This is a genomic window from Azohydromonas caseinilytica, assembly GCF_012927045.1.
Taxonomy (GTDB): Bacteria; Pseudomonadota; Gammaproteobacteria; order Burkholderiales; family Burkholderiaceae_C; genus Azohydromonas; species Azohydromonas caseinilytica.
Map to the genome: position 1 here is coordinate 589,390 of NZ_JABBFW010000001.1, position 24,332 is coordinate 613,721.

General features: G+C 68.4%; 23 protein-coding genes. 9 read left to right on the forward strand and 14 right to left on the reverse strand.

Annotation, left to right across the window (positions count from 1 at the left end):
* Positions 1-27: 27 nt before the first annotated feature.
* Complete coding sequence (locus HHL10_RS02835; protein ID WP_169158793.1) at positions 28-1,950, reverse strand: PrkA family serine protein kinase; 1,923 nt, start codon at positions 1,948-1,950, stop codon at positions 28-30.
* Positions 1,951-2,449: 499 nt separating this feature from the next.
* On the opposite strand from HHL10_RS02835, the gene otsB reads away from it, so the two are divergent.
* Together otsB and otsA are read left to right on the forward strand one after the other, a co-directional pair.
* The gene (otsB, locus tag HHL10_RS02840; RefSeq protein WP_169158794.1) at positions 2,450-3,208 is read left to right on the forward strand and encodes a trehalose-phosphatase; all 759 of its coding nucleotides are present in this window, start codon (positions 2,450-2,452) and stop codon (positions 3,206-3,208) included.
* A 361-nt stretch (positions 3,209-3,569) separates the two neighbouring features.
* Positions 3,570-4,943, forward strand: a complete 1,374-nt coding sequence (otsA, locus tag HHL10_RS02845; RefSeq protein ID WP_169158795.1) for an alpha,alpha-trehalose-phosphate synthase (UDP-forming) — start codon at positions 3,570-3,572, stop codon at positions 4,941-4,943.
* Positions 4,944-5,028: 85 nt separating this feature from the next.
* On the opposite strand, the gene HHL10_RS02850 is transcribed toward otsA, so the two are convergent.
* Together HHL10_RS02850 and HHL10_RS02855 are read right to left on the reverse strand one after the other, a co-directional pair.
* Entirely contained in the window at positions 5,029-5,913 is an 885-nt protein-coding gene (locus tag HHL10_RS02850) for a ParB/RepB/Spo0J family partition protein (RefSeq protein ID WP_169158796.1), read from the reverse strand.
* Complete coding sequence (locus HHL10_RS02855; protein WP_169158797.1) at positions 5,907-6,479, reverse strand: RBBP9/YdeN family alpha/beta hydrolase; 573 nt, start codon at positions 6,477-6,479, stop codon at positions 5,907-5,909. The genes HHL10_RS02850 and HHL10_RS02855 overlap by 7 nt, the downstream gene beginning before the upstream one ends.
* A 47-nt stretch (positions 6,480-6,526) precedes the next feature.
* On the opposite strand from HHL10_RS02855, the gene argC reads away from it, so the two are divergent.
* On the forward strand, positions 6,527-7,468 hold the full coding sequence (gene argC / locus HHL10_RS02860; protein WP_169158798.1) for an N-acetyl-gamma-glutamyl-phosphate reductase: 942 nt from the start codon (positions 6,527-6,529) through the stop codon (positions 7,466-7,468).
* 75 nt (positions 7,469-7,543) lie between these two features.
* Here argC and HHL10_RS02865 read toward each other — a convergent pair whose 3' ends face one another.
* The 6 genes from HHL10_RS02865 to HHL10_RS02890 form a co-directional block, all read right to left on the reverse strand.
* Positions 7,544-8,314, reverse strand: coding sequence for a ParA family protein (locus HHL10_RS02865; RefSeq protein WP_169158799.1), 771 nt, complete (start codon positions 8,312-8,314; stop codon positions 7,544-7,546).
* A gap of 32 nt (positions 8,315-8,346) precedes the next feature.
* Positions 8,347-8,955 carry a LysE family translocator gene (locus HHL10_RS02870; RefSeq protein ID WP_169158800.1) on the reverse strand — a complete coding sequence of 203 codons (609 nt, stop codon included), beginning with the start codon at positions 8,953-8,955 and terminating at the stop codon, positions 8,347-8,349.
* 63 nt (positions 8,956-9,018) lie between these two features.
* On the reverse strand, positions 9,019-9,642 hold the full coding sequence (rsmG, locus tag HHL10_RS02875) for a 16S rRNA (guanine(527)-N(7))-methyltransferase RsmG (protein WP_235970995.1): 624 nt from the start codon (positions 9,640-9,642) through the stop codon (positions 9,019-9,021).
* 31 nt (positions 9,643-9,673) lie between these two features.
* On the reverse strand, positions 9,674-11,662 hold the full coding sequence (gene mnmG, locus HHL10_RS02880; protein ID WP_169158802.1) for a tRNA uridine-5-carboxymethylaminomethyl(34) synthesis enzyme MnmG: 1,989 nt from the start codon (positions 11,660-11,662) through the stop codon (positions 9,674-9,676).
* Between the two features lie 54 nt (positions 11,663-11,716).
* On the reverse strand, positions 11,717-11,923 hold the full coding sequence (locus HHL10_RS02885) for a DUF2061 domain-containing protein (RefSeq protein WP_169158803.1): 207 nt from the start codon (positions 11,921-11,923) through the stop codon (positions 11,717-11,719).
* Positions 11,924-12,071: 148 nt separating this feature from the next.
* A complete protein-coding gene (locus HHL10_RS02890; protein WP_169158804.1) occupies positions 12,072-12,959 on the reverse strand; it encodes a PDC sensor domain-containing protein in 888 nt (295 codons plus the stop codon).
* 186 nt (positions 12,960-13,145) lie between these two features.
* Between HHL10_RS02890 and HHL10_RS02895 the strand changes: the two genes are divergently transcribed.
* On the forward strand, positions 13,146-13,403 hold the full coding sequence (locus HHL10_RS02895; protein ID WP_169158805.1) for a YkgJ family cysteine cluster protein: 258 nt from the start codon (positions 13,146-13,148) through the stop codon (positions 13,401-13,403).
* Between the two features lie 78 nt (positions 13,404-13,481).
* On the forward strand, positions 13,482-14,096 hold the full coding sequence (gene gstA / locus HHL10_RS02900; RefSeq protein ID WP_169158806.1) for a glutathione transferase GstA: 615 nt from the start codon (positions 13,482-13,484) through the stop codon (positions 14,094-14,096).
* A 36-nt stretch (positions 14,097-14,132) separates the two neighbouring features.
* Here gstA and HHL10_RS02905 read toward each other — a convergent pair whose 3' ends face one another.
* From HHL10_RS02905 to HHL10_RS02920, 4 genes are read right to left on the reverse strand one after another with little or no spacing between them, the layout of a single operon-like run.
* The gene (locus HHL10_RS02905; protein WP_235970998.1) at positions 14,133-15,752 is read right to left on the reverse strand and encodes an ABC transporter ATP-binding protein; all 1,620 of its coding nucleotides are present in this window, start codon (positions 15,750-15,752) and stop codon (positions 14,133-14,135) included.
* Positions 15,753-15,757: 5 nt separating this feature from the next.
* A complete protein-coding gene (locus tag HHL10_RS02910; protein WP_169158808.1) occupies positions 15,758-16,936 on the reverse strand; it encodes an ABC transporter permease in 1,179 nt (392 codons plus the stop codon).
* Between the two features lie 10 nt (positions 16,937-16,946).
* The gene (locus HHL10_RS02915; RefSeq protein ID WP_169158809.1) at positions 16,947-17,984 is read right to left on the reverse strand and encodes a microcin C ABC transporter permease YejB; all 1,038 of its coding nucleotides are present in this window, start codon (positions 17,982-17,984) and stop codon (positions 16,947-16,949) included.
* Positions 17,985-19,952, reverse strand: a complete 1,968-nt coding sequence (locus tag HHL10_RS02920) for an extracellular solute-binding protein (protein ID WP_169158810.1) — start codon at positions 19,950-19,952, stop codon at positions 17,985-17,987. It abuts the gene before it with no gap.
* 209 nt (positions 19,953-20,161) lie between these two features.
* On the opposite strand from HHL10_RS02920, the gene HHL10_RS02925 reads away from it, so the two are divergent.
* The 4 genes from HHL10_RS02925 to HHL10_RS02940 all read left to right on the forward strand — a co-directional run bounded on the left by HHL10_RS02925 (position 20,162) and on the right by HHL10_RS02940 (position 23,070).
* Positions 20,162-20,944, forward strand: a complete 783-nt coding sequence (locus HHL10_RS02925) for a TerC family protein (RefSeq protein ID WP_169158894.1) — start codon at positions 20,162-20,164, stop codon at positions 20,942-20,944.
* A 92-nt stretch (positions 20,945-21,036) separates the two neighbouring features.
* Positions 21,037-21,276: a PA2433 domain-containing protein gene (locus HHL10_RS02930; RefSeq protein ID WP_169158811.1), complete on the forward strand. Its 240-nt coding sequence runs from the start codon at positions 21,037-21,039 to the stop codon at positions 21,274-21,276.
* A gap of 121 nt (positions 21,277-21,397) precedes the next feature.
* Positions 21,398-22,270 carry a pirin family protein gene (locus HHL10_RS02935; protein WP_169158812.1) on the forward strand — a complete coding sequence of 291 codons (873 nt, stop codon included), beginning with the start codon at positions 21,398-21,400 and terminating at the stop codon, positions 22,268-22,270.
* Positions 22,271-22,362: 92 nt separating this feature from the next.
* Complete coding sequence (locus HHL10_RS02940) at positions 22,363-23,070, forward strand: phosphatase PAP2 family protein (RefSeq protein ID WP_169158813.1); 708 nt, start codon at positions 22,363-22,365, stop codon at positions 23,068-23,070.
* 10 nt (positions 23,071-23,080) lie between these two features.
* Here HHL10_RS02940 and HHL10_RS02945 read toward each other — a convergent pair whose 3' ends face one another.
* A complete protein-coding gene (locus HHL10_RS02945) occupies positions 23,081-24,316 on the reverse strand; it encodes an RtcB family protein (RefSeq protein ID WP_169158814.1) in 1,236 nt (411 codons plus the stop codon).
* Positions 24,317-24,332 lie beyond the last annotated feature (16 nt).

The window sequence follows — 24,332 nt, forward strand, 5'->3', positions numbered from 1 at the left end:
CCGGTCGGTGCGTGATGGCTCACGGGCTCAGCTGCTCTTGCGCACGCGCAGATACCACTCGCACAGCAGCCGCACCTGCTTGGTGGTGTAGCCCTTCTGCACCATGCGCGTGACGAAGTCCTCGTGCTTCTTGGCCTCGTCGGCGCTGGCCTTGGCGTTGAAGCTGATGACCGGCAACAACTCCTCGGTGTTGCTGAACATCTTCTTCTCGATCACGGTGCGCAGCTTCTCGTAGCTGGTCCACACCGGGTTCTTGCCCTGGTTGTTGGCGCGCGCGCGCAGCACGAAGTTGACGATCTCGTTGCGGAAGTCCTTCGGATTGGCGATGCCCGCGGGCTTCTCGATCTTCTCCAGCTCCGCATTGAGCGAGGCGCGATCGAACACCTCGCCGGTGTCGGTGTCGCGATACTCGTGGTCCTGTATCCAGTAGTCGGCGTAGGTGACGTAGCGGTCGAAGATGTTCTGGCCGTACTCGCTGTAGCTTTCCAGGTACGCAGTCTGGATCTCCTTGCCGATGAACTCCGCGTAGCGCGGCGCCAGCTGCTCCTTGATGAAGCCGATGTACTTCTGCTCCAGCTCGGGCGGGAACTGTTCGCGCTCGATCTGCTGCTCCAGCACGTACATCAGGTGCACCGGGTTGGCCGCCACTTCGGTGGAGTCGAAGTTGAAGACCTTGGAGATGATCTTGAAGGCGAAGCGCGTGCTGATGCCGCTCATGCCCTCGTCCACCCCGGCGTAGTCGCGGTACTCCTGGTAGCTCTTGGCGCGCGGGTCGGTGTCCTTGAGGTTCTCGCCGTCGTAGACCTGCATCTTGCTGAACAGGCTGGAGTTCTCGGGCTCCTTGAGCCGCGTCAGCACCGCGAACTGGCTCATCATCTTGAGCGTGCCCGGCGCGCAGGTGGCCTGCGCCAGCGAGGAGTTGCGGATGAGCTTCTCGTAGATCTTGACCTCCTCGCTCACGCGCAGGCAGTACGGCACCTTGACGATGTAGATGCGGTCCAGGAAGGCCTCGTTGTTCTTGTTGTTGCGGAAGGCCTTCCACTCGCTCTCGTTGGAGTGCGCCAGCACCACGCCGTCGAAGGGAATCGCGCCGAAGCCCTCGGTGCCCTTGAAGTTGGCCTCCTGCGTGGCCGTGAGCAGCGGGTGCAGCACCTTGATGGGCGCCTTGAACATCTCCACGAACTCCAGCAGCCCCTGGTTGGCCAGGCACAGGCCGCCGGAGTAGCTGTAGGCGTCCGGATCGTCCTGGGCGTAGGTTTCGAGCTTGCGGATGTCCACCTTGCCCACCAGCGAGCTGATGTCCTGGTTGTTCTCGTCACCGGGCTCGGTCTTGGCGATGCCGATCTGCTTGAGGATCGACGGATAGCGCTTGACGACGCGGAACTTGCGGATGTCGCCGCCGAACTCCTCCAGCCGCTTGACGGCCCAGGGCGAGAGGACGCGGTTGAGGTAGCGGCGCGGGATGCCGTACTCCTTCTCCAGGATCGGGCCGTCCTCCACCGCGTCGAACAGGCCCAGCGGGCTCTCGTTCACCGGCGAGCCCTTGATCGCGTAGAAGGGCACCTCCTGCATGAGCTGCTTGAGCCGCTCGGCGATGGAGCTCTTGCCCCCGCCCACCGGACCCAGCAGATAGAGGATTTGCTTCTTTTCCTCCAGGCCCTGCGCGGCATGGCGGAAGTAGGACACGACCTGCTCGATCGAGTCCTCCATGCCGTAGAACTCGGCAAAGGCCGGGTAGATCTTGATGACCTTGTTGGCAAAGATGCGTGACAGGCGCGGGTCGTTGCGCGTGTCCACCATCTGCGGCTCCCCGATGGCCTTGAGCATGCGCTCGGCCGCGGTGGCGTAGGCCAGGGGGTTGCGCTTGCACTCGGCGAGGTACTCCTCCAAAGAGAGTTCTTCCTCGCGGGTGCGTTCGTAACGGGCGGCGAAGCTGCTGATCACGTCCATGGGACCTCCTTGAATGGAAGACGCACACAGGCGGTAGCCGGCCGCCAGAGCGTCTGGGAAGTTCTGATGAAGTCCCGGCTGTACGGGCCCGGGCGCCATCAGAGCTTTCCGGTCTTCAGCGTGTGGCTTGCGTGATCGTCCCTCCAAGGGAGCCAAAGTCAGCGCGATTCACCAGGCGGTCTTGCAACAACGCCTGCCCTTTCTCAGCAAGGACCGTGCCCCGCTGGTCCCTCCCTGTTTGGTGCAAGGCCGGCGCACCTGCCATGACCGTTCAACGTGTCTGGCCGGGTGCCGGCTGACGCCCACAGCTTCCCACGATTTTGGTTACAAATAGACCTTTTTCATCCCCATTCGTTCACGTTTCGAGCGTCGGGGGGCTGAGGGCTTTCCCGCAATCGTGTCTTTGGTCCTGGAGCAACGCTAACGGCGAGCCTATAGCCCCAGTGCCGTCGTTGCATTCGATTTCCTCGGCCCGAATGCTCATGGCTACGCTGCGCGCATGCTTGAACCGCCGCTGCCTGGGCCGGGATGCGCCCTTTTTCTGGATTTCGACGGCACGCTGGCCGACATCGCGGCCCATCCCCAGGCCGTGAGGGTGGCCTCCAGCGTGACACCAAGCCTGGCGGCCCTGGCTGCGGCGCTTGGCGGCGCCCTGGCCGTCGTCAGCGGCCGCCCGATCGCCGAAATCGATCACTTTCTCGCGCCGCTGCAACTGCCGGCGGCCGGCGTGCATGGCGCCGAGCGGCGCCGTGCCGACGGCGCTTGGCAACGTCTGGCGGCGCCGGCGCTGGACACCGTGCTTGGTTCGTTGCAGGCCCTGTGCGCCGCGCATCCAGGGCTGCTGCTGGAAGAAAAATCCGGTGCCATCGCCCTGCACTACCGGCAGGCACCGTTGCTGGAGGGCCAGTGCCTGGCGGCCATGACCCAGGCGCTGCAGCAGTTGCCCGACATGGCGTTGATGCGGGGCAAGCAAGTGATTGAGCTCAAGCCCCGCGCCGCCGGCAAGGACGCTGCCGTGCGCGCTTTCCTGGCCGAAACCCCGTTCCAGGGACGCCAACCCTGGTTTTTCGGCGACGACGTGACCGATGAGGCGGCTTTCGAGGCGGTACAAGCCCTGGACGGCGTGGCGGTCAAGGTGGGAGAAGGCATTACCCGGGCCCGACACCGCGTGGCCGATCCGGCGGCCGTACACCGCTGGATGGAGGAGGCGCTGCGGAAACTGGCTGCTGCGGCCGAGACAGCCAAGCCAACACGATGACCAGATTGCAACAGCAGCACGGGAAGGCAATGCCGGCGCTGGCACAACGCTGTGTCGTTGTCGATACGCACTGGCACCGCAGGACGGCGCAGCCGGTGAACGGCTTGTGCCCCAACTTGGGGCACCATGCTTGTGGACGGTGCCTTGTGCCGTCTCCAGCCTGGTGGGGAGACAGGCCCGGCGTCGCGACGGAGTGGACATAAACAGGTGTAAGGCAGGCACGGTCTAGCTATTGCTGCGGCAAGGCATGCGCCCTGCCAGGGAGCGCTTGCAGGCCTGCGTTGCCCGCCTGAGGCGGTGCGGGGCAGGTTCATGAACATGGCGGCACGGTGCCTCGTGCCTCAAAACAGGGTGAATTGACATGCCGCGACTGGTCGTTGTCTCCAACCGCGTGGCCGACCCGCGCAAGACCGCGGCGGGCGGCCTGGCTGTTGCGCTGGGCGAGGCGCTCAACGCCACCGGCGGCTTGTGGTTCGGGTGGAGCGGCAACATCGTCGAACGCAATGAGGCTGGCACGCAGGCCCAGCCTCATATCCAGCGCGCCGGGGACGTCACCCTGGCCACCGTGGACCTGACGCAGGAGGACCACGACGCCTACTACCTGGGCTATTCCAACGGCGTGCTGTGGCCGGTGTTCCACTACCGGCTCGACCTTGCGGACTTCGACGCCGGCTACATCGGCGGTTACCGGCGCGTGAACCGCCTGTTTGCGCAGCAGTTGCTGCCGCTGCTGCGGCCGGACGACCTGATCTGGGTCCATGACTACCATCTGATCCCGCTGGCCGAGGAACTGCGCGCGCTGGGCTGCCGGCAGCGCATCGGCTTCTTCCTGCACATTCCGCTGCCGCCGCCACTGATCATGGCCGCCATCCCGGCGCACGAGTGGCTGATCCGCGCCCTCTTTGCCTACGACCTGGTCGGCCTGCAGAGCCAGACCGACCTCGCCCACTTCGCGCGCTACGTCTACACCGAGGCCCAGGCCGAGCAGGCGGCCGACGACCGCTTCAGCGCCTTCGGCCGCGAACTGCGCGTGCAAGCCATCCCCATCGGCATCGACGTGGACGAGTTCGCCATGCTCACCGAGGGCCGCGAAGCCCAGGAGACGCTGGCCACCATGCGCGAGCAGTACGCCAAGCGCCGCCTGCTGGTGGGCGTGGACCGGCTGGACTATTCCAAGGGCCTGCCGCAGCGTCTGCGTGCCATGCGCAGCCTGCTGCAGCGCTATCCCGGCAACTGCAACAGCGCCACGCTCATCCAGATCGCCTCGCCCTCGCGCGAGACGGTGGGTGCCTACAACGACCTGCGCCGCCAGCTCGAAGGCCTGTGCGGCTCCATCAACGGCAACTACGGCGAGCTCGACTGGATGCCGATCCGCTACATCCACCGCACGGTGGCGCGCAAGCGGCTGCCCGGGCTGTACCGGGCCAGCCGCGTGGCGCTGGTGACACCGCTGCGCGACGGCATGAACCTGGTGGCCAAGGAGTTCATCGCCGCACAGGACCCGGCCGACCCCGGCGTGCTGGTGCTCTCGCGTTTCGCGGGCGCCGCGGAACAGCTGCGCGATGCGCTGCTGGTCAATCCTTATGACAGCGACGGCACCGCCGATGCCATCCAGCATGCGTTGCACATGCCGCTGGAAGAGCGTCAGGCGCGCCACCAGCGGCTGCTGGCCAACATTCGCGAGTACGACGTGCACTGGTGGCAGCGCCGCTTCCTGGAAGCGCTGCAGCAATAACCGCAAGGCTGGGCAGTACGGCAGCTCGCCACACCCAGCGTGACGGTACAGCGTACTGAATGCGTTCAGGTGCCTGGAACCGGTTTCAAGCCTCGCGCACGCCCAGCTTGTCGAGCAGCCCGTTGAGCTCGTCCAGCGAGCCGAAGGCAATGGCGATCTCGCCCTTTTCGCCACGCAGCGTCTTGCGGCGGATACGGATTTCCACGGCGGCGGTGAGCGCATCGGCCAGCAGTTCCTCGATGCGCTGCAGGTCACGTGACTTGTCCGGCGGCGCATGCGGCCCTGGCTTTGGTCGCGCCGGCTCCTGCTGCTGGCGCGCCACCAGCCTTTCAGCCTCGCGCACCGAGAGCTTGCGCGCGACGATCTCGTTGGCATGCAGGATCTGCTGCGCCGGCTCCGCCGACAACAGCGCGCGCGCATGCCCCATGTCCAGGTCGCCCGCCATCAGCATTTGCTGCACCGGAGGGCACAGGTTGAGCAGGCGCAGCAGGTTGCTGGCCGTGCTGCGGGACCGGCCCACGGCCCGCGCGGCCTGCTCGTGCGTGAGATTGAACTCGGTGATGAGGCGCTGCAGGCCCTGCGCCTCTTCGAGCGGGTTGAGGTCTTCGCGCTGGATGTTCTCGATCAGCGCCATCACTGCCGCCGACTCGTCGGGCACCTCGCGCACCAGCACCGGCACCTCTTCCAGCCCGGCGAGCCTGGCGGCACGGCTGCGGCGCTCGCCGGCGATGATTTCGTAACGCCCCTCACCCGCCGGCCGCACCAGGATGGGCTGCATCACGCCTTGGCTCTTGATGCTTTCGGCCAGCTCATAGAGCGAGCCTTCGTCCATGCGGGTGCGTGGCTGATAACGCCCGGGCAGCAGCAGGTCCAGCTTCAGAACCGTTGGCGGCGCCTCGGGGGCCTCCACGCGCGGACCCAGCAGCGCTTCGAGGCCCAGACCCAGCCCCTTGGGTTTCTTCGTCACCATGGCGTGATTGTCGGGGATAGCCCGCCTGCTTCCGCCACCCCGCGCAACAGTTCGAGACCTTGAGGCCAGTCGCCCAGGCCCGAATCGCCGTTGATGTGCCCGGCCGCGCCGATCTCCACGAGCCGTGCCCCCCAGTCGGCAGCCATGGCCGCCGCCCGCGGCACCGTGCAGTAGGGATCGTCCACGCTTGCCACCGCCGTGGCCGCGAAGGGCAGCCGCTGGCGCACGATGGGACGCCAGGAGTAGAGATTGGGCGGCATGTCCTCGCGCTCCACATCGGGCGGCGCCACCAGCAGCGCACCGGCCACGCGCGCGGTGTGCTGCGAATGTGCCGCCCAGGCCGCCACCAACTGGCAGCCCAGGCTGTGCGCCACCAGCAGCAGCGGGCCCTGGCTGCCAAGAATCACCTCTTCCAGCCGGACCATCCAGTCGCCGCGGCGCGGCCACAGCCAATCATCCTGCTGCACGCGTGAGAAGCCGTGGCGCTGCTGCTCCCAGCGGCTTTGCCAGTGTTCGGGGCCGGAGTCCTGCCAGCCAGGCAGGAGCAGCACTTGCAAGTCGTCCATGAGGCTTGGCTTATCCTTTACCGTTTGCTTGAAGTGGAGAGGCGACGATGAAACATACCGTGTTCGTGGACGGGCAGGAGGGCACCACCGGGCTGCGCATCCATGAGTACCTGGCGCAGCGCAACGATATCGAACTGCTGCGCATCGACCCGGACAAGCGCAAGGACCCCGCCGAGCGCGCCCGGATGCTGGATGCGGCCGAAGTGTCCTTCCTGTGCCTGCCCGACGCCGCGTCGCGCGAGGCCGCGTCGCTGGTCCGCAACCCCAATGCCTGCCTGATCGACGCCAGCACCGCGCACCGTACCGCACCGGGCTGGGTCTTTGGCCTGCCGGAATTGGCCAAGGAGCAGCGCGAGCTGATCCGTGGCTCCAAGCGCATCTCCAACCCGGGCTGCCACTCCACCGCCTTCATCCTGCTCGTGCGCCCGCTGATCGATGCCGGCCTCGTGGCGCCCACCCTCCCCCTGTCGGCCACCTCGATCACCGGCTATTCCGGCGGCGGCAAGACCATGATCGCGGACTACGAAGCCGGCGGAAACCCGAAGCTGGCCTCGCCCCGCCCCTATGGCCTGACGCTGGCGCACAAGCACATTCCGGAGATGACCGCGCACACGGGCCTGCAGGTGGCGCCGGTGTTCATGCCGGTGGTCGGCCCCTTCCTGAAAGGCCTGGGCGTGAGCGTGCCGCTGCATTTCTCGCAGCTCGCCGCCGGGACGGATGCCCAGCGCCTGCATGCCGCCTACGCCAGCCGCTACGAGGGAGAGCGCTTCATCAACGTGCTGCCCTTGGGCGACACGGCCAACCTGGACGGCGGCTTCTTCGACGTGCAGGCCTGCAACGACACCAACCGGGTGGACATCGCCGTGTTCGCCAACGACAAGCAGGCCATCGTCATGGCGCGCCTGGACAACCTCGGTAAGGGCGCCAGCGGCGCCGCGGTGCAATCGATGAACATCCATCTGGGCCTGGATGAAGGCTTGGGCCTTTGAGACTGCGCTTGCGCGTTCCGACCAGCCGCCTTCGGGCGGTTTTTTCATGCCGTGGTTGAACTGCTGCGCTATCGCTCAACGCTTGGCGCAGCGTGTCACCAGTTCCTGCGCAAACTCCACATAGGCTTGCGCGCCCTTGGCGGCCGGATCGAACACCACGCCGGGCAAGCCATAGCTCGGGGCCTCCGCCAGCCGCACGTTGCGCGGGATGACGGTGTCGAACACCTTGTCCCCGAAATGCGCCTTGAGCTGCTCGCTCACCTGTTGCTGCAGCGTCATGCGCGGGTCGTACATCACCCGCAGCAGGCCGATGATCTGCAGCCGCGGGTTCAGGCTGGCATGGATCTGCTTGATGGTGTTGACCAGGTCCGTCAGCCCCTCCAGCGCAAAGTACTCGCACTGCATCGGCACCACCACGCCATGGGCGGCACACATGCCGTTGAGGGTCAACAGGCTCAGCGACGGCGGGCAATCGACCAGGATGAAGTCGTACTCGTGCTCGCAGGCGGCCAGGGCCGCGCGCAGCCGGTCCTGGCGCCGCTCCACGCCCACCAACTCGACCTCGGCCCCGGACAGCTCCCGATTCGCGCCCAGCAGGTCGTAGCCGGCCTTGTCGGCACGCACGCGCGCCTCGCTCACCGTCGTCGTCTCCAGCAGCACCTCGTAGACGCTGTGCTCCAGCGTGCGCTTGTCCACGCCGGAACCCATGGTGGCATTGCCCTGCGGGTCCAGGTCCACCACCAGCACCCGCTGGCCGATGCGGGCCAGGCCGGCGGCAAGATTGACGGCGGTGGTGGTCTTGCCCACGCCGCCCTTCTGGTTGGCGATGCAAAAGATCTTGGCCATGGTCGGAGTGTTTGTTGTGATGGAGAAGAGGCTCAGCGCACCAGGCGCAACCCGAAGCCCAGCAGCGCCAGGCCGGCCAGCCGCTGCAAGGCACGGGCCAGACGCCGGTGGGCACGCACATGGGCCGCCACGGCATTGGCACCCGCACACAGCGCCAGGCACCAGACGGCGGTGATCAGCGCGATCAACAGCGCCATGAACGCGAAGGTCCACGCGCCCTGCTGCCGCGCCGGATCGATGAACAAGGGAAAGAAGGCCATGTAGAAAATGATGGCCTTGGGGTTGGACAAGGTGATGAAGAAGCCCTGGCGCAGATAACGGCCGGGGGTGACATGAACCGGCAACGCACCGCCATCACCGCGGGCCAGCAGCATTTTCAGCCCCAACCAGCCCAGGTAGCCGGCGCCCGCGAACTGCAGCCCCTTGAACAGCAGCGGATTGGCTGCCAGCAAGGCCGCCACACCGGCCACGGCCAGCCACAGCAGCAACTGGTCGCCCAGGATCAGGCCCAGGGTCGCTGCCGCACCGCCCTTGAAGCCGCCCTGCCCCGTGCTGCTCAGCAGCATGAAAGTACCCGGCCCGGGCAGGGCCAGGAACAAGACCACGGCCGCGCAGAAGGCGCCGACGTCGATGCCGAGCATGAATCCTCCAGTGGTTCGTGGCCCGCCCGGCCGACCCGAGGCGGAAGCCCAGATTGTCCCGTTTCAGGCCCGCAGCCGCATCCAGACCAAGCAGCGCTCCGCGTCAAGCTCCGGCACCAGCAAAGGTTCCACGTGAAACACGTCCACATCAGCCGGCAGCGCGGCGATCTCATCCTCCGGCCGCTTGCCCTTCATCGCCATCCACACCCCCTGCGGTGCCAGGCATTCGCGCGTCAACGCCACGAAGTCGGCCAGCGTGGCAAAGGCGCGGCTGGTGATGAACTCGTAGCGGCCGGGCAACTGCTCCACGCGTGCATGCTCGGCACGCAGTTGCCGCAGCCCCAGCTCCACCCCGGCCTGCCGGATGAAAGCCGCCTTCTTGCCCACCGTGTCCACGCAGCTCACTTGCAGCTGCGGGCACAGGATGGCGATCAGCACCCCCGGCAGCCCGCCCCCACTGCCCACATCCAGCAGGCGCAGCCCTTCCCGCCCACCCAGCTCGCGCTGCAATGCCGGCAACACCGCCAGGCAATCCGCCAAGTGGTGCGTGAACATCTGCGCCGGGTCGCGCAGCGCCGTCAGGTTGTAGGTCCGGTTCCAGCGCTGCAGCAGTCCCAGGTAGTCCCGCAACTGCTGCAACTGCCGCTCATCGGCTTGCAAGCCGAGCTGCTGCAGCAGGGCCTCCATTCGCCCAGCCTCGGGCACGGCAACCACAGCTTCAGGCGGCCGCATCGTGATCCACCCCGGCAGCGGCCGTCATCTTGAAATCTTTCCAGCTGCCCTTGCGCAGGTGCACCAGCAACAGCGAGATGGCCGCCGGGGTGATACCCGAGATGCGAGACGCCTGCCCCAGCGTCGCCGGCCGATGCTTGGCCAACTTTTGCCGTACCTCGAAGGACAGCGCCGTGATCTCCGCATAATCCAGATCCTCGGGCAGCGGCAGCTTCTCGTACTGCGCCGCGCGCTGCACCTCCTCCTGCTGCTTGTCGATGTAGCCGGCGTACTTGACGCCGATCTCGACCTGCTCGATCACGGCATCGGCCAGTTCCACGCCCCATTCGGCGCGCAGTGTTTCACGTGAAACAGAGGCATCTTCACTGGCCCGGGCCTGCTTCACCAGCGCATCCGCCGCCACCACCTTGTCCCAATCCACCCCGGGCCGGCGCAGCAGGTCGATCAGCGGGTACTCGCGCTCGATGGCCTTTCCAAGCAACGCCTCGGCTTGCTCCGCCGCCAGCCAGCGAGGATGGACCCAGCTTTGGCGCAGGCGCTGTGTTTCACGTGAAACAGCATCGCGCTTGCGGTTGAAAGCCTCCCATCGCTCATCGTCCACCAGCCCCAGGCGCCGTCCGTCCTCGGTCAAGCGCAGATCGGCATTGTCCTCACGCAGTTGCAGCCGGAATTCGGCGCGGCTGGTGAACATACGGTAGGGCTCGCTCACGCCGCGCATGATGAGGTCGTCCACCAGCACACCCAGGTAAGCCTGGTCCCGGCCCGGCAGCCAGGGCGCCTCGCCCTTGGCCTGCAGCGCCGCGTTGAGGCCGGCGAACAGCCCTTGCGCTGCCGCTTCCTCATAGCCCGTGGTGCCGTTGATCTGGCCGGCAAAGAACAAGCCCTTGATGGCCCGCGTTTCGAAACCGGCCGACAGCTCGCGCGGATCGAAGTAGTCGTACTCGATGGCGTAGCCCGGGCGCAGGATGTGTGCGTTCTCCAGCCCCGGCATGGAACGCACAGCGGCGAGCTGGATGTCGAAGGGCAGCGAAGTCGAAATGCCGTTGGGATAGAACTCGTGCGTGGTCAGCCCCTCGGGCTCCAGGAAGATCTGGTGTGAGTCCTTGTCCGCGAAGCGGTTGATCTTGTCCTCGATGCTGGGGCAATAGCGCGGGCCGACGCCTTCAATCACCCCGGTGAACATCGGGCTGCGGTCGAAGCCGCTGCGGATGATCTCGTGCGTGCGTGCGTTGGTGTGCGTGATCCAGCAGGGCAGCTGCTGGGGGTGCTGCGAGGCATGCCCCATGAAGCTGAACACCGGCATCGGGTCCAGGTCACCGGGCTGCTCGGTGAGCCTGGTGAAGTCGATGCTGCGCCCGTCGATGCGCGGCGGCGTGCCGGTCTTGAGCCGGCCTTGCGGCAGCTTGAGTTCCTTGAGCCGCGCCGACAGGCTCACCGCCGGTGGGTCGCCGGCGCGGCCGGCGCTGTAGTTGTGCAGGCCGACATGCACCTTGCCGTCCAGAAAGGTGCCGGCCGTCAGCACCACGGTGCGGGCGCGGAAGCGCAGGCCGATCTGCGTCACGGCACCGACCACGCGGTCGCCCTCCACCATCAGGTCGTCCACCGCCTGCTGGAACAGCCACAGGTTGGGCTGGTTCTCCAGGCGGCGTCGGATGGCGGCCTTGTAGAGGATGCGGTCGGCCTGCGCGCGCGTAGCGCGCACGGCCGGCCCTTTGCTGGCATTGAGGATGCGGAACTGGATGCCGGCCTCGTCGGTGGCGGCGGCCATGGCCCCGCCCAGGGCATCCACCTCCTTGACCAGATGGCCCTTGCCGATCCCGCCGATCGACGGGTTGCAGCTCATCTGGCCGAGCGTTTCGATGTTGTGGGTCAGCAGCAGCGTGCGGCAGCCCATGCGGGCCGCAGCCAGCGCCGCTTCGGTCCCGGCATGGCCACCGCCAACGACGATGACCTCAAATTCCTGGGGGTGCAGCACGGCGCGCGCACCGCCGCTGGCGCGGCGGCGTCCTGAAGTGGCGAACCCGCAATTTTAAGGTTGCGGGGCCACAGCCCCTTGCGCGGGGGCTTCACCGAAGCGCCGCGTCCAGGCGCGGTCGAAAAAGTAGTGCGCCACCATGTTCACCACCGGCTCCACCACCGTCACTGCCCCGGCCACGCTCACGCTGCCCGACAGGGCGTAGCTCACGCCAAAGGCCGTGCACACATGCATCGCACCGAACGCCACCGTCTTGGCCATGTCGTTCTCCGCCAGATGAGAATGATTCCTGACTGCATGGTGCCGGTGCATGGCTGTTCACGCCAATCGATTGGCGCAATGGCGACCATCGACTGTTCCTCAGAGCGCAGTGGCCACGCGGCCGGAGAGCTGCCACGCCGCCTGCGGATCAGGCCGATGCCGGTTGCCGCGCCGAGGCACGGCGCCGCTGCCAGCGCTGCGACAGCGCGATCACGCCGGCCACCAGCGCCAGCAGCGCCGCGCTGCCCAGCGCCGCGCGCCGCCGCACCGCGGCCTGCTCCGCCTGCACGCCGCGCAGCGCACTGGCCTCATCCACGGCGGCCAGCGCCAGCAGCGGCGTGGACCCGGCCCGCTGCCAGCCCAGGATGCGCCGCCCTTCCTCGGACGGCCAGCTCTGGGTCACCACTTCGCCGGCACGCGGTGCGCGCTCGAACAGTGGCGCCACCGGGAACGGCAACGGTTCCACCAGCCCGTCGCTGCGCGCCACGGCCACGCTGTCGGCGCGTGCCAGCAGCAGCAGGTCGCCGCGGGAAGGCTGCAGCCGCCGCAGCAGCCCGGTGAGGTAGCTGGGTGAGAGCGTCAGCAGCACCTGCCCTTGCCCGGGCAGGGGGCGCACGAAGCTCACCGCACCGGCCACCGGCTGCCGTGCCGGCGCCCCGATGGACAGCCCCGGGCCCGGCGCCGGCAGCCCGTCGATCACCACGCGCGCCACGCTGCCATCCACGGACTGCAGCCGGCCCTTGCCATCGAGCACGCCCAACTGCAGCACCGCACCCGGCGGATAGGGCAAAGGCGGCAGCGGCTGGCGCTCCTGCCATTGAGCACCCACCGTCGAGAGCACGAAGTCGGCCGACTGCAGCAGGGTCTCGGCCTGCAGGGCCAGCGTGTCGGCCAGATGCACGGCGCGGGCCGCGGCATTGGCCAACGCGCGCTCGCGCGCCTGCTCCTGCGTGTGCAGCAGTTGGGTCCAGTACGCGCCGCACGCCAGCACGGCGGCAGCGGGCAGGGACCAGGAGAGCAGGCGGGGGGCTTGCATCGGAAGAAGACAGAAAGGCGACCAAAGCCGCGGTGCGCAAGAAGCGGCCGGGAAGCCGCAATAGGGATGCAACGATGCTGCCAGCGCAGCATTGTCCCAAGCTGACAAGCTGCCTCCTGACAGGGCCAAGCTTGGCGCAGCACAATGAGCGGTTGGCCTGCATGGCGGGCACGTTCCCGCTTTTTCATGGACTGTCGCCCCGGCTGCGGTGCCTGCTGCACCGCTCCCTCCATTTCCAGCCCCATTCCCGGCATGCCGCGCGGCAAGCCGGCCGGCGTGCGCTGCGTACAACTGGACGACGACGAGCGCTGCAGGATCTTCGGCCATCCCGAGCGCCCCGCCGTGTGCGGCTCGCTGCAGCCGGACGAGATGATGTGCGGCGACAGCCGCGAGCAGGCCCTGCGCTGGCTGGGCTGGATGGAGCGGCAGACGCAGCCGGACTGAGCCGGCGTCAGGGTCGCCTGCATGCCTGCGCGACAGCGGCTATCGTGAGCGCCCCTTCCCCGCCAGAAAGGATGCCCGATGAAGCTTTACTACAGTCCCGGAGCCTGCTCGTTGAGCCCGCACATCGTGCTGCACGAAGCCGGCCTGCCCTGCGAGCTGGTGCTTGCCAGCACCAAGACCAAGAAGCTGGAGGACGGCACCGACTTCTACGCCATCAATCCCAAGGGCTCCGTACCGGTGCTGGAGCTCGATGACGGCCAGCGCCTCACCGAAGGCCCGGCCGTCGTGCAGTACCTGGCCGACCTGGTGCCCGAGCGTCGGCTCGCCCCGCCGGCCGGCACCCTGGAGCGCTACCGGTTGATGGAGTGGCTGAACTTCATCACCAGCGAGCTGCACAAGAGCTTCAGCGTCTTCTTCACGCCGGGCATGCCCGAGGACGCCAAGACGCTGTTCCGCGACAAGCTGCGCCAGAAGCTGCAGTGGGTGGACGGCCAGCTCGCGGGCAAGTCATTCCTGCTGGGCGAGGACTTCAGCGTGGCCGACGCCTACCTGTTCACCGTGGCGCGCTGGGCCGACGCCACGCAGGTGGACATCGCCGGCCTGGCGAACCTGCAGGCTTTTCGCGAGCGCGTGTCGGCGCGTCCCAGCGCGCAGGCGGCGATGAAGCATGAGGGCTTGATCAAGCAAGCATGAGGAGCGGCGCGGGCGCATCCGCCCGCCGCTTTGCGCTCAGCTCAATCGCGCCGCCGCCAGCAGCTCCTGCGTGTAAGGCTGGCGTGGCGCGCTGAAGAGCTGCTCGGCTTCGCCCTGCTCCACCATCTCGCCCTGGCGCATCACGATCACGCGGTGCGACATGGCGCGCACCACGGCCAGATCGTGGCTGATGAAGACGTAGCTCAGCCCGTAGCGGCGCTGCAGCTGCGCCAGCAGCGCCAGCACCTGCTGCTGCACCGACACGTCCAGCGCCGAGGTCGGCTCGTCCAGCACCAGCAGCTCCGGCTCCAGCACCACCGCGCGCGCGATGGCGATGCGCTGGCGCTGCCCGCCGCTGAACTCGTGCGGATAGCGCTGCAGCACGTCGGCCACGCCGTGGCGCGCGCTCAGGCCCACTTCATCGAGCATCTTCAGCACGCGCTGCTCACGCTCGGCGCGGCCGAGCTGCGGCTGGTGCAGCTGCAGGCCCTCGCCCACGATCTGGCCCACGGTCATGCGCGGGCTCAAGCTGCCGAAGGGGTCCTGGAACACCACCTGCATGCGCCGGCGCATGGCGCGCAGCGCGTCGCGGCCGGCATCGTCGATGCGCTGCTCGCCCAGCCGCACCTGCCCGCCGGCAATGGGCTGCAGCGCCAGCAGTGCCATGCCCAGCGTGGACTTGCCGGAGCCCGACTCGCCCACGATGCCCAGCGTCTCGCCGCGGCGCAGCTGCAGCGTGGCCTGCTTCACCGCCTCGAAAGGCGGTTGCTTGCGAAACCAGCCGCCCTTGCGCTTGAACTGCACGCGGATGTCCTGGCCTTCCAGCAGCACCGGCGCCTCGGCCGGCACCGGCTGCACCACGCGCTGCGGGCGGCTGGCGAGCAGCTTGCGGGTGTAGGCATGCTGCGGGTCGGCGAAAACGGCGGCGGTGTCACCGCTTTCCACCAGGCGCCCGCGCTCCATCACGCCCACGCGGTGCGTGAAGCGGCGCACCAGGTTCAGGTCGTGCGTGATGAACAGCAGCGCCATGCCCATCTCGGCCTGCAGCTCGTCCAGCAGCGCCAGGATCTGCGCCTGGATGGTCACGTCCAGCGCCGTGGTGGGCTCGTCGGCAATCAGCAGTTTCGGCTTGCAGGCCAGCGCCATGGCGATCATGGCGCGCTGCCGCTGCCCGCCCGAGAGCTCATGCGGATACGCATCCACCCGCCGCTGCGGCTCCGGGATGCCGGTGCGCGCCAGCAGCTCGATGGCACGGGCCCGCGCCGCGTTCGGCCGCAGCGCCTCGTGCAGCTCCAGCACTTCGGCGATCTGGTTGCCCACGCTGTAGAGCGGGTTCAGCGCCGTCATCGGCTCCTGGAAGATCATGCCGATGTCGCGCCCGCGCAGGCCGCGCATGCGCCGCTCGCCGGCCTGCACCAAGTCCTCGCCGGCGAAGCGGATGGCCCCACCGGTGTGTGCGCCATCGACCAGCCGCAGCACCGACAGCGCCGTGATCGACTTGCCGGAGCCCGACTCGCCCACCAGCGCGAATTTCTCCCTCGGCCGTACCTGGAAGCTGACGTCGTTGACGACCGTGCTCGTGCCGAAGCGCACCGTCAGGTGCTCGACGCTCAGCAGCGGCTCGGTGGCGGAAGCATCGGGTTTTGTGGTTCGCATGCCGCTCATGACTTGCGCGTGTCGAAGGCGTCGCGCAGCGCGTCGCCGATGAAGGTCAGCAGCAGCATCGTCACCACCAGCAGGGCGAAGGTCGGGACGATGATCCACCAGGCGTCGAGGTTGGCCTTGCCCTGGTTGAGCAGCTCGCCCAGCGAGGGCACCGTGGGCGGCACGCCCAGGCCCAAGAAGTCCAGCGAGGTCAGCGACAGGATCGCCGCGCTCATGCGGAAGGGTAAAAAGGTGATCACCGGCGTGAGCGAGTTGGGCAGCACGTGGCGGAAGATGATCTGCCGGTTGCTCAGGCCCAGCGCCCGCGCCGCCTTGACGTAGTCCAGCGCGCGGTTGCGCAGGAACTCCGCGCGCACGTAGTCCGACAGCCCCATCCAGCCCCACAGCGACAGCAGGATCAGCAGCAGCAGCAGCGAGGGCTCGAAGATGGACGCGAAGATGATCAGCAGGTAAAGCTCCGGCACCGCGCCCCAGACCTCGATGACGCGCTGCAGCGTCAGGTCCAGCTTGCCGCCGAAGTAGCCCTGCAGCGCGCCGGCCAGCACGCCCAGCAGCGTGCCCACGGCGGTGAGCGCCAGCGCGAACCAGATGCTCACGCGAAAGCCGTAGAGCAGCCGCGCCAGCATGTCGCGCCCCTGGCTGTCGGTGCCCAGCCAATTGCGTGCCCCCGGCGGCGCCGGGTCGGGCTCCTTGGAGAAGTAGTCGGTGGAGACGGCGGAGTGCGGATTGAGCGTGGTCAGCCGCCAGTTGCCGGGCTGGTCGAACTGCGCGGCGATGAACGGGTCCTTCCAGTCGGTGGGCGTGGCGAAGTCGCCGCCCAGCGCCGTCTCCGGCGGGTTGCTGAACACGGGGAAGAACCACTGCCCCGCGTAGCGCGCCACCAGCGGGCGGTCGTTGCTCACCAGCTCCGCCAGCGTGGCGAACACCAGCATCGCGATGAACGCCCACAGCGAGACGTAGCCCAGCCGGTTGCGCTTGAAACGGGCCCAGGCGCGCTGGTTGGGCGAGCGGTACGCCGGGGCGGTTGCGGGCGCGACGGCCGTGTCGGCGGCCTCGCCCACGGGCGGCTGCACCAGCAGGTCCACGGGCCGGTCGCCGCCCTGCGCCGCCGCGGGCGTGGACGGGGTGGCGGGGCCGCGGTCGGAGACGCCGGGCACGATCGGTTGAGAGCTCATGCCATGCGCCTCACTTGCCCACGCTGCCGAACTGCACGCGCGGATCGACCACCACGTACAGCAGGTCCGAGATCAGCTTCACCACCAGGCCGATCAGGGTGAAGAGGTAGAGCGAGCCCAGCACGACGGGATAGTCGCGCCGCACCACGGATTCATAGGCCAGCAGCCCCAGCCCGTCGAGCGAGAACAGCGTCTCGATCAGCACCGAGCCGGCGAAGAAGGCGCCGATGAAGGCCGCCGGGAAGCCCGTCACCAGCGGGATCAGCGCATTGCGGAAGATGTGCTTGTAGAGCACGCGCCGCTGCGACAGGCCCTTGGCGCGCGCCACCAGCACGTACTGCTTGCGCATCTCCTCGACGAAGGTGTTCTTGGTCAGCATGGTCATGACGGCGAAGCTGCCGATCACCAGGCAGATCAGCGGCAGCGTCAGGTGCCAGAGGTAATCGGCGATGCGCGCCGGCCAAGCCAGCTCCTCCCAGTTGTCGGAAGTGAGCCCGCGCAGCGGGAACCATTCGAAGAAGGTGCCGCCGGCAAACAGCACGATCAGCAGCACGCCCAGCACGAAGCCGGGAATGGCGTAGCCCACCAGCACCGCCATGGTCGTGACCACGTCGAAGCGCGTGCCTTCGCGCACCGCCTTGGCCACGCCCAGCGGGATCGACACCAGATAGGAGATGAAGAAGGTCCACAGCCCCAGCGAGATCGACACCGGCAGCTTCTCCTTGATGAGCTGCCACACGTCCTTGTTCTGCAGGAAGCTCTTGCCCAGGTCGAAGCGCGCGAACTGGCCCAGCATCTCGACGTAGCGCACATGCGCGGGCTTGTCGAAGCCGTAGAGCTTCTTGAGCTCGGCGATCTGGCGCGCGTCGCTGTCGCGCCCGGCCTTGTAGGCGTCGCTGTCGCCGCCCTTCTGAGTGGCGCGCGCCTCGGCCATGAGCTGTTCCACCGGCCCACCGGGCACGAACTGGATGACGATGAAGGTGATGGTCAGCGCCCCCAGCAGCGTGGGGATCATCAGCAGCAGTCGTTTGAGGATGTAGCCCAGCATTCAGCGGCGCTCCTTGTTCCACCAGCACATGATCGGCCACGCGGTGTGGTCGCCCGCGGTGTCGATGCTGAAGTACAGCGGCTGCTTGGGCGGGATGCCGAAGCGGTCCCAGTACGAGGCCCGCTCCGCCGAGACGTAGACGTCGGGCACCTGGTAGTGATTCCACATCACGATGCGGTCCATGGCGCGGCAGCAGTCGCGCAGCTCCGCCAGCGTCTTCACCTTGCCCATGACCGCCAGGATGTGGTCGATGGCCCGGCTCTTGATGCCGCGGAAGTTGTCGTTGCCCTTCTCGTCGGCGGCCTGCGAGCCGTAGCTGGTGATGTAGCCCGCGGCGTTGGGCAGCGAGAACTTGCCTTCGACGATGGTGATGATGTCGAAGTCGTAGTTCTCCAGCCGGTTGCGGTAGAGCGCGAAATCGACGTTGCGCTCCTTGAGCGTGATGCCCAGCTTCTCGCAGTTCTTCTGCCAGTCGGTGATGCGCCCGCCGGTCTCGCCGGGGTTGAGGTATTCCAGCTCCAGCGCCTGGCCCTGGGCGTTGCGCACCTTGCCGTCGGGCGCGAGCTTCCAGCCCGCCTGCTCCAGCAGGGCGCGCGCCTGGAGCAGGTGCCGGCGCAGGTCGGCCGCGCCGCCGGCGTTGCTGGGCGGGCGGTACGCGGGCCCGAACACCTCGGGCGGCAGCTCCCGGCGGTAGGGCTCCAGCAGCCGCAGCTCGCCCGGCGAGGGCAGGCCCTCGGCCGCGAACTCGGAGTTGTTGAACACGCTGTAGGCGCGCTTGAGCAGCCCGAAGCGGTTGAGGCGCTCGAAGTCGTAGGCCAGCCCCAGCGCCTGGCGCACGCGGCGGTCCTGCAGCAGCGGGCGCCGGGTGTTGAACTGGTGGCTCTGCAGGCCCTGGCCGGTGGCGGTCTCGAACGACTTCTTGACGATGCGCCCGTCGTCCCACTTGGGCCCGCGGTGCTGGCGCACCCAGGCGCGCGAGCTGTACTCCTTGTAGATGTCGTACTCGCCGGTCTTGAAGGCCTCCAGCGCCACGGCGCCGTCCTTGTACATGCGGTAGACGACGCGCTCGAAGTTGAACCAGCCGCGGCGCGCGGGATGGTCCTTGGCCCAGTAGTCCGGGTTGCGCTTGAACTCGATGCGCCGGCCCATGTCCACCGCGCCGATGGTGTAGGGGCCGGTGGTGATGGGGTACTCGCCGATGATCTGGTCGAAGGGCTTGAGCTTGCCGTTCTCCAGGCCCCACTTGCGCGAGAACACCGGCAGCCCGCCGACCAGAAACAGCGTGTCGGTGCTGCGGTCCTTGATGCCGAAGCGCACCGTGCGCTCGTCCAGCACCGTCACCGGCCCCGCCGGCGCGTAGGCCTGCACCAGCGCCGGCGAGGCCTGCTTGCTGGTGAGCATGTCGAAGCTGTGCTTCACATCGGCCGCCGTCACCGGGTCGCCGTTGTAGAAGCGCGCCCTGGGGTGCAGCCGGAAGGTGATGCTGGACTTGTCCGGCGCCACCAGGAAACGCTCGGCCAGCAGCCCGTACATGGTCTGTGGCTCGTCGTCCGAGGCGGTGCACAGGCCCTCGAACATGAACAGCCCCACCCCTGCCGGCGCGTTGCCGCGGATGGTGAAGGGGTTGAACTTGTCGAAGCTGGTGCGTCGGTCGGGGTTGCGCAGCCGCAGCACGCCCCCCTTGGGTGCATCGGGGTTCACGTACTCGAAGTGCGTGAAGCTCTCGGGGTACTTGGGCTCGCCGAAGGCGGCCAGCGCATGCACCCAGCGCCCGCCCTCGGCGGCGGGGGCGGCATCCTCCGGCGCGGCCGGGGCCGGCGGGCCATTGGGCGCGGCGGGCGCCGCCTGGGCGCGGGACTGGGCGATGGCTGCCAGCGCCGGCCAGGCCGGCCACAGGCCCGAGGAAAGCAGCAGCGCCGCGGCACGGCGCCGGTCACGCCGCGGCGGCGCGGCAGGCTTGTTTGGCATCGGTGTTAACAGGCGGACCCGCAGGTCCGGGGTTGGAAAAAGCGCGTCGATCATGCGCGAAATGGCGCCGGGGCGGCAACGCGGCCAAGCGGAACCCCGGCGCCGGCGTGCCGGTACGCGGCAGCCTGGAACGGCCACCCCGCAGGCGCCCTGAAACTCTTGGCCCGCAACCTGCTCCCACGACGACCACGACCCGCCACGAGGACCTGCTGATGGAACTGCTTACCGACCCGCAAGCCTGGATTGCCTTCCTGACGCTCACCGCGCTGGAGCTGGTGCTGGGCATCGACAACATCATCTTCATCTCGATCCTGGTCGATAAGCTGCCGCGCGAGCGGCGCGAATTCGCCCGGCGCCTGGGCCTGTTCATGGCCATGTTCATGCGCATTGGGCTGCTGCTGCTGCTGGCGTGGATCGTGGGCCTGGTGGAGCCGCTGTTCACGGTGCTGGGCCAGGAGATCTCGGGTCGCGACCTGATCCTGATCCTCGGCGGCCTGTTCCTGGTCTGGAAGAGCACCGGCGAGATCCACCAGTCGCTCGAAGGCGAGGAGGGCCACGAGTCCAAGAGCGTGGCCGCGAGCTTCGGCGCCGTGATCCTGCAGATCATGGTCATCGACCTGGTGTTCTCGCTGGACTCGATCATCACCGCCGTGGGCATGGTGGACGAGGTGGCGGTGATGATCGCCGCCGTCATCGCCTCGGTGGGGATGATGATGGTCTTCGCCGGCCCCATCGGCCGCTTCGTCTCCGACCACCCGACCATCAAGATGCTGGCGCTGTCCTTCCTGGTGGCCGTGGGCGTGGTGCTGCTGGCCGAGGGCTTCGGCCACCACGTGCCCAAGGGCTACATCTACTTCGCGATGGCCTTCTCGCTGGTGGTGGAGATGCTCAACATCCGCCTGCGCAAGCGCGCCCTGCAGCCCGCGCACCTGCACTCGGCCTACGCGCCGGACGAGCCCGGCGCCAAGCCCACCACGCCGCCGGTGCGCTGATCGGCACGGCCGCCGCGCCCTGGACAGCCGCCATGGGCGCGGCGCACCATCGCGCGGCGGCATCCGTGCCGCGACCGCCAAGGAGGTTCGCGATGAAGAAAGTTCTGCTCACCCTGGCGCTGGCCGGCGCCGCCGGCCTGGCCCTGGCGCACAACTGCCCCAATGAGATGAAGGCCATCGACGCCAAGCTCGCCACCAGCCCCACGCTGGCCGAGGCCGACATGGCCAAGGTCAAGCAGCTGCGCGCCGAGGGCGAGGCCGCGCACAAGGCCGGCAAGCACGACGAGTCGATGCAGAAGCTGGGCGAGGCCAAGAAGCTCCTGGGCATTTGAGCGCCGCCGCCACAGCCACAAAGACCAAGGGCCGCCTCCGGGCGGCCCTTTGCATTCCCTGCAACCCGGCATGCAGCCCGGCGCAATGCGGGCGCCGCGGGCGCCGCCTACAGTGGTTGGCATGAACACCACCTCGACTCCCGACACCGTCCGCCAACCGCGCAGCGTCGAACGCCTGGTCGCCGGCATGCCGACCAGCGACGGCGCGGGGGTGAAGCTCACGCGCGTGCTGACGCAGCCGCTGCAGCGCCGGCTCGACCCCTTCCTGATGCTGGACGCCTTCGGCACCGACAACCCTGACGACTACATCGCCGGCTTCCCCGACCACCCGCACCGCGGCTTCGAAACCGTGACCTACATGATCGCCGGCCGCCTGCGCCACCGCGACAGCGCCGGCCACGAGGGCCTGCTGGCCAACGGCGGCGTGCAGTGGATGACCGCCGGCCGCGGCCTGGTGCACAGCGAGCTGCCCGAGCAGGAGGAAGGCCGCATGGAAGGCTTTCAGCTGTGGCTGAACCTGCCGGCCGACCGGAAGCTGTGCGAGCCGGGTTACTGGGACATCGCCTCGGAGCAGATCCCGGAGTTCGAGACCGCCGAGGGCGTGCGCGTGCGCGTCATCGCCGGCGCCAGCCATGGCGTGGCCGGGGCCATGCAGCGCGAGCGCACCGAGCCGCTGTACCTGGACCTGCACCTGCCGCCAGCCGCCGCCTTCGCGCAGGCGCTGCCGGACGCGCACAACGCCTTCGCCTACGTCTATCGCGGCGCGCTGCGCATCGGCGACACCGACGTGCCGCTGCAGCGCATGGCGATCCTGCGCAACGACGCCGACAGCGACGGCGTGCGGCTGCAGGCCGGGCCCGAGGGCGCGCGGGTGCTGCTCATCGCCGGCCGGCCGCTGAACGAGCCCATCGCCCAGTACGGCCCCTTCGTGATGAACAGCAACGAGCAGATCTTCCAGGCCGTGGAGGACTTCCGCGCCGGCCGGTTCGTGTAGGGGGAAACCCCGAGGTTTTTGGCCGGTACGTCGGGAGCCTCCAGTAAGCTGCGCCGCGGTCCGACTTCCCGACCGCGCGCCGCGCGGCTGCCATGTCCGAAGCTTTCTGGAACCTGCTGACGCGCCTGGGCGAGGCGCAGATCCTCTTGCCCGCCATGCTGGCCACCTCGCTGTGGCTGATGCTGCGTTCGCACAAGCCGCGCGCGGCGCTGGTGTGGTGGGCCTGCACGGCGGTGGCGGCGCTGCTGACCACGCTCACCAAGCTCGCCTTCTTCGGCTGGGAGATCGGCTACGCGCCGCTGAACTACACCGGCATCTCCGGCCACGCCATGTTCTCCACCGCAGTGCTGCCGGTGCTGCTGCGCGTGCTGGTGGCCGACCGCGGCCCGCGCCGCCAGGCCGCCGCGATGGGCGTGGGCATCGCGCTGGCGGCGCTGATCGCCTGGTCGCGCGTGCAGGTGATGGCGCACTCGCCGGTGGAGGCGGTGCTGGGTTTCGCGCTGGGCCTGGCCGCCGCCGTCGCGGCGCTGCGCGTCATGCATGCCCCGCCGCTGCACGCGCCGCGCACGCTGGTGCTGGGGCTGGCGGCCTGGATGCTGCTTACGCCCGCCGGCGCCCCGCCCTCGCAGACTCATAGCTGGGTCACGCGGCTGTCGGTGGCGCTGTCGGGCCGCGCCGAGCCCTACTCGCGCTGGGACATGCTGCACGCCTACCGCCAGGACCTGCAGCGCCGCGGCCAGCCGCTGCCGCCCTTCTTCAGCGGCCCGATGGTGCTGGGGCGGATGCGGGCGATGGAGTGAGGCAGCGCCCTCACCCCTTCACGCACACCACCTGCCGCAGCGTGTGCACCACCTCCACCAGCCCCTCCTGCGCCGCCATCACCGCGCCGATGTCCTTGTAGGCGTGCGGGATCTCGTCGATCACGTCCTTGTCCTTGCGGCATTCCACGCCCTCGGTGGCGGCGCGCTGATCGGCCACGGTGAAGCGGCGTTTCGCTTCCGCCCGGCTCATCGTGCGCCCGGCGCCGTGCGAGCAACTGTTGAAGCTCTCCGGGTTGCCCTTGCCGCGCACGATGAAGCTGCGCGCGCCCATGCTGCCCGGGATGATGCCCAGCTCCCCTTCGCGCGCGCTCACCGCGCCCTTGCGCGTGACCCAGACCTCCTCGCCGAAGTGGCGCTCGCGCTGCACGTAGTTGTGGTGGCAGTTCACCGCCTGCGCCTGCACCTCGAAGGGCTTGCGGATCACCTTGCGCGCCGCCGCCACCACCGCTTTCATCATCAGCTCGCGGTTGGTGGCCGCGAACTTCTGCGCCCAGCCCACCGCGCGCACGTAGTCGCCGAAGTAGCGTGAGCCTTCCTCCAGGTAGGCCAGGTCGCGGTCGGGCAGGTTGGCCTGGTGCCGCATCGCGTCCTGCTTGGCCAGCTCGATGAAGTGGCTGCCGATAGCGTTGCCCACGCCGCGCGAGCCCGAATGCAGCATGAACCACACGGCATCGCTCTCGTCCAGGCAGACCTCGATGAAGTGGTTGCCCGTGCCCAGCGTGCCCAGGTGCGTACGCTGGTTGGTCTTCTCCAGCCTGGGGTGGTCGCGGCACAGCGCCTTGAACTCCGGCGCCAGCGCGGCCCAGGCCGCGTCCACCGGCGGCGGCACCTCGCGCCAGGCGCCGGGGTCGCGGCTGCCGGGCGCGCGGCCATGCGGCACGGCGTGCTCGATGGCGCTGCGCAGCGGGCCCAGGTTGTCCGGCAGGTCTTGCGCCGTGAGCGTGGTGCGCGCGGCGATCATCCCGCAGCCGATGTCCACGCCCACCGCGGCCGGGATGATGGCCTTCACCGTCGGGATCACCGAGCCCACCGTGGCGCCGATGCCCAGGTGCACGTCGGGCATGGCCGCGATGTGGCGGAAGACGATGGGCAACCTCGCCGCGTTGGCCAGCTGCTGCCGCGCCTGCTCTTCCACCGGCACGCCGCGCGTCCACATCTTGATCGGCACGCCGCCCTCGACCGCCTGTTCCTCGTAGTCCTGATTCCGTTGCGCCGTCTTGCTCATGGCCCAACCCCTTCTC